The organism is Actinomycetota bacterium (assembly GCA_041658565.1).
Classification (GTDB): domain Bacteria; phylum Actinomycetota; class AC-67; order AC-67; family AC-67; genus JBAZZY01.
Map to the genome: position 1 here is coordinate 1 of JBAZZY010000061.1, position 4,316 is coordinate 4,316.

General features: G+C 66.7%; 3 protein-coding genes. All 3 read right to left on the reverse strand.

Annotated elements, in window-relative coordinates; genetic code table 11:
• Positions 1–2,448 (reverse strand): FAD-dependent oxidoreductase (locus tag WDA27_14765; protein ID MFA5892186.1); only part of this gene is annotated, 2,448 nt, incomplete at its 3' end.
• Positions 2,449–2,456: 8 nt separating this feature from the next.
• On the reverse strand, positions 2,457–3,854 hold the full coding sequence (locus tag WDA27_14770; protein ID MFA5892187.1) for an amidohydrolase family protein: 1,398 nt from the start codon (positions 3,852–3,854) through the stop codon (positions 2,457–2,459).
• Positions 3,851–4,316 (reverse strand): molybdopterin cofactor-binding domain-containing protein (locus WDA27_14775; GenBank protein MFA5892188.1); only part of this gene is annotated, 466 nt, incomplete at its 5' end. The genes WDA27_14775 and WDA27_14770, both read right to left, overlap by 4 nt.

A 4,316-nucleotide genomic window follows, 5' to 3' on the forward strand; every position in this document is an offset into this window, starting at 1 on the left:
CACGGGGCGGCCGTTCTTTCCGACGCTCAAACCCAGTCCCTCGAGGAGGGCCCGGTCCGGCGTCTCTCCCACGGCCGCTATGAGGAGGTCGCAATCGAGCTCGAAGGTTTCGTCCGAGGGTATCGGCGCGCGTCTCCCTGACGAGTCTTTTTCGCCTAACTTCATTTTCCTGAGCGTGAGCTTCCCCGGATTCGCGTTTTCAGGAAGGCTCAATTCGAGCAGGGCCGGAAGCCCCGGTCCGTTTATGGCAGCGGCTTCGGCTACCGCGTTGCCCAACTCTTCCCGGTCGGCGGGCATCTCCGCTCGCGTGCGGCGGTAGGAGATACGAACGCTTTTGACTTCCGGGATGCGCGAGGCGGCCCTGGCGGCGTCCATCGCGGTGTTGCCTCCGCCCGCCACGAGAATGTGCTCGCAGCCGGCGAAGCGCCCCGCTCCAGCGGAAGTCTCCTCGAGGAATGCCAGCGCGTCGACGACGCGAACGCCGCTCCCGGTCAAGGGCAGCTCGCGCGCGGCCGGCGCTCCCGCTCCGACGAAGAAAGCGCCATAGCCTTCCTTGGAAAGGGAGGCGAGGTCCTTCACCTCGACGCCCATGCGGAATTCCGCGCCGAGGGCCTTGATGCGATCGATGTCGCGGGCCAGGTCGGCGCGAGCGATTCGGAAGCGCGGAATGACGTTAGCGGGAACGCCGCCCGGGTCGCGGGTCTTGTCGAAGACGGTGACCTGCACTCCGGCGAGCGCGAGATGGTGGGCGCAGGCGAGGCCTCCGGGGCCGGCGCCGACGATCGCGACCTTAGGCGCGCCGCGGGCCGCCGCAGGCTTCGCGGCGGGCACGTTGGCTGCTTTCGCGCAAGCGAGTTTGACGGCCCTGATCTCGACGGGGCCCTCGTAATCGTTGCGCGAGCAGGCGGTTTGGCAGACGTGATCGCAGAGGGTTCCGGTGATGCAGGGGAGAGGATTGTCCGCGAGGATCGTCGCGAGCGCGGCCTTGGCGTCGCCGGCGGCGGCGAGGCGGATATACTCGGGTACTTTCTGGGTGACGGGGCACGCCTGGACGCAGGGCGCCGCGAAACAGTCGAAAGCCGGCAGCTTGCCCGCTATCGACGCGTTGCCCGTCTTCCATTCCTCGCGGTATTCCGGGCGCTCGAGGGCAGCGGCCGCGAGCGCCGCGATCCTCTTCGCGTCGGGCTTGCCCTCGCCTCGGGCCGAGCCGTCCGTCGCGCCGGCCAGGAGCGCGCCCACGGCGGCCTCGGCCATCTGCGCGAGGCGGAGATAGCCGCCCGGCTTGAGGATGTCGGTCGCGACGGTCAGGGGGCCGAGGCCGGCGGTCACGAGCTCGGCCGCGTTGAGGGCCGAAACCCCGCCGCAATAGGAGAAGCGGCGTGGGAAGTCGGGTAACGCGTTGGCCAGCAAGGAGGCGAGGCGGATGGTGATCGGGAAGAGAGCGCGGCCGGACATGTAGCGTTCCGCGCCGGGGAGGAAAGTCCCGTCATTCTCGTTTGCCAGAGTGTTGGAGAGCTTGATCCCGAAGCGTCTGCCGTTTTTCGCGGCGGCCTCGCCTAGGTTTTTAACTAGGGCGAGGGCGTCCATCCATTGCAGATCGTGCTCGAAGGTCGCGCGCTTGAGGCCTATGTTCTTCCATCCAGTCACGTCGAGGATGCGGCGGGCTTCGTCGAAGCCGAGGAGGGTCGGATTCAGCTTGATGTACGCGTCGAAGCCTTTTTCCTCGATGAGGTAGCGCCCGATGCGTTCGATCTCGTCGGGCGGGCAGCCGTGCATCGTCGATACGGTGACCGAATGCACGGGGTTCGAGGGGAAGTCGGCGAGGAGCGCTTTCGCCTTGAGAACGGCCGCGGGGCCGAACGCGGCCGCGAAGGACGGGGCTGCGACGAAGTCGGCGAGTTCGCGCATCGCGGTTGTCCAGAAGGGCGTTTTCGCCGGGGCGCGCATGCCTTCGATGTAGGCGTCGACCTTGGGTCCCTTGATGCCCGCGAGCGTATAGCCCACAGACATGTTGAATACGAAATCCCTCGGTTTGGGCGACCAGATGGCCGCGAGAAGGTTGACGGCGATCCAGCCGCAGAGGTACTCCTCGCGGGCTTCGTCGAGCGAGAGCTCGGTGGACCACTCCGTATTGTGTCCTTCGTCGAGGGCCAGGATGCAGGGTTTATCGATTTCGAGCGAGTCGTTTTCCTGCACGGTCTTGAGCTCGAAGACGCGCGATCCCGAAAGATATGCGGCCACGAGATTCGGCGCTATCTGGCTGTGCGGGCCGGCGGCGGGCCCGACGGGCAGGCTCGCCCTGCCGCCCATGATTTCGAGTCCCGGGCTCGCGGTTTCGAGCGCGAAAACCTTCTCGAAAACCTTGCGGGGGATCTCGTAGATCGTCCCCTTGGCCGAGTACTCCCCGGCCACGCGCTCTAGCAGGGCGCGAAGCGGAGTCTTGTCCATTACCTTGCTCACCGGTACCCCCACGTGAGGAATTTTCCGGAGCCCGCGGGAGCGACGATGTCGCCCACCGCGTTCTCGTCCGCGCCTCGCACCGCCCGGTAGACCGGGACGCCGCGCACGTAGGTAACGAGTATTCGGCCCGTCAATCTCATGCCCTCGAAGGGCGTGATTTTGCCTTTTGAGAGGAGCTTCCGCCCCTCGATCTTGGTCGTCGCCGCGGGATCGATCAGGACGAAATCCGCATCCTTGCCGACCGCCAAACCGCCTTTGCGCGCGGCCAGTCCATAGCGCCGCGCGGCTGAGCCAGCTATCGCGTCGAGAAAGCGCGCCAGCGTCAGCCTGCCCGAAAGGAGGCCCTCGGAGAAGAGGAAGGGCAGCCAGGTACCCGTGCCGGGGATGCCGCCGTATGCGGTTAGCGGATCGCCTGTCTCCTTTTCGGAGGCCGGGGCGGGAGCATGGTCGCTCGTCACGAAGGAGAGGGTTCCGTCGGCGAGCCTTTGCCAGAGCCCTTCGCGATCGGCCCGCGACTTGACCGGCGGCGCGGTTTTTAGCGAAGCGCCGAGTCTTTCGAAATCGTTCTCGTCGAAGGCGAGGTAGTGCGCGCAGGTTTCGCAGGTAGCGCCCGCGGCGGCGATCATCGCGGCGGCTTCGGGCGTGCTAACGTGCACTATGTGAAGGCCGGATTCGCGTCCCTTGGCCAGCGCGAGCGCCGTGGCCACGGCGGTCAGTTCCGCTTCGCGGGAGCGCGGAGCGAGGTAATCCACCCAGGACGGGGAGGCGCCCGAGGCTTTGCGCGCAGCGGTCAGGCGCGCGTCGACGGAGACTACGTAGTCGCGATCCTCGGCGTGGAGGAGGATGGGGCGTCCGAGGCGTTCGCCTTCGGCGACCACGCGGGCGAAATCGTCGTGGTTGACGCTCGTGAAGCTGGCCATCCCCGAGATGAAATAGCACTTGAAGCCGACGACCCTCGGGGCCAGATCGGCCATCGCGCCGCCGGAGCCGAGGCTCGCCTCGATCTCGTGGCCGGAGACGCCCCCGTAGAAGGCGTAGTCCACGACGGCGCCCTTCGACACGACGGCGAGTTTGCTCTCGAGCGCGGTGATCGTGGTGACCGGCGGCAGTGAGGTGCAGGGCATGTCGATGACCGTGGTGACGCCGCCCTTGGCGGCCTCGCTCGTGCCGTGGAAGAAATCCTCGCGATGGGTGAAACCGGGCTCGTCGAAGTGGACGTGGGGATCTATCCCTCCCGGAAGGACGAGGAGCCCCGAGGCGTCCGCGATCTCCTCGCCGCTCGCGCCTTCGATGCGTTGGGCGATTTCGACAATTCTGCCTTCGGATACGCGGAATTCCGCCCTGACGAATTCGGATTGCCCCGGAAGGGCGAGGAGCCCGTTCTTGACGATCATGGGCGCGCCCCCTGGAGATAGTCCAGCGCTTTTTCGGGCGTGAAGGGCAGGTCGTAGAAGGTGGGGCCGTCCTTTCGCGCCGCTCGCAGGGCGTCGAGGAGGGCGAAGTATCCGGCCATGCCGTAGATGAGGGGCGGCTCGCCGACCGCCTTGGAATTAAGCACGGCTTTCGGATTGTCGGCGTCGGGGAGGAACTCCACCTCGAGTCGTTTGGGAAGGAAATGCGCGTCGGGGAGCTTGTAGGTCGAAAGGGTGTCCGAAAGGGGGCGCCCGTCCTCGCCGAAGCGGAGTTCCTCGAGCAGGGACCAGCCGAGGCCCTGCGCCAGCGCGCCCTCGATCTGGCCCAAATCGACCGCTGAGTCGAGGCTGCGGCCGACGTCGTGGACGACGGAAGCGCGCTCGATCGCGTAGGTGCCGCGCAGAGTGTCGAGGCTCACCTCGACCATCGCGGCGCCGTAGACG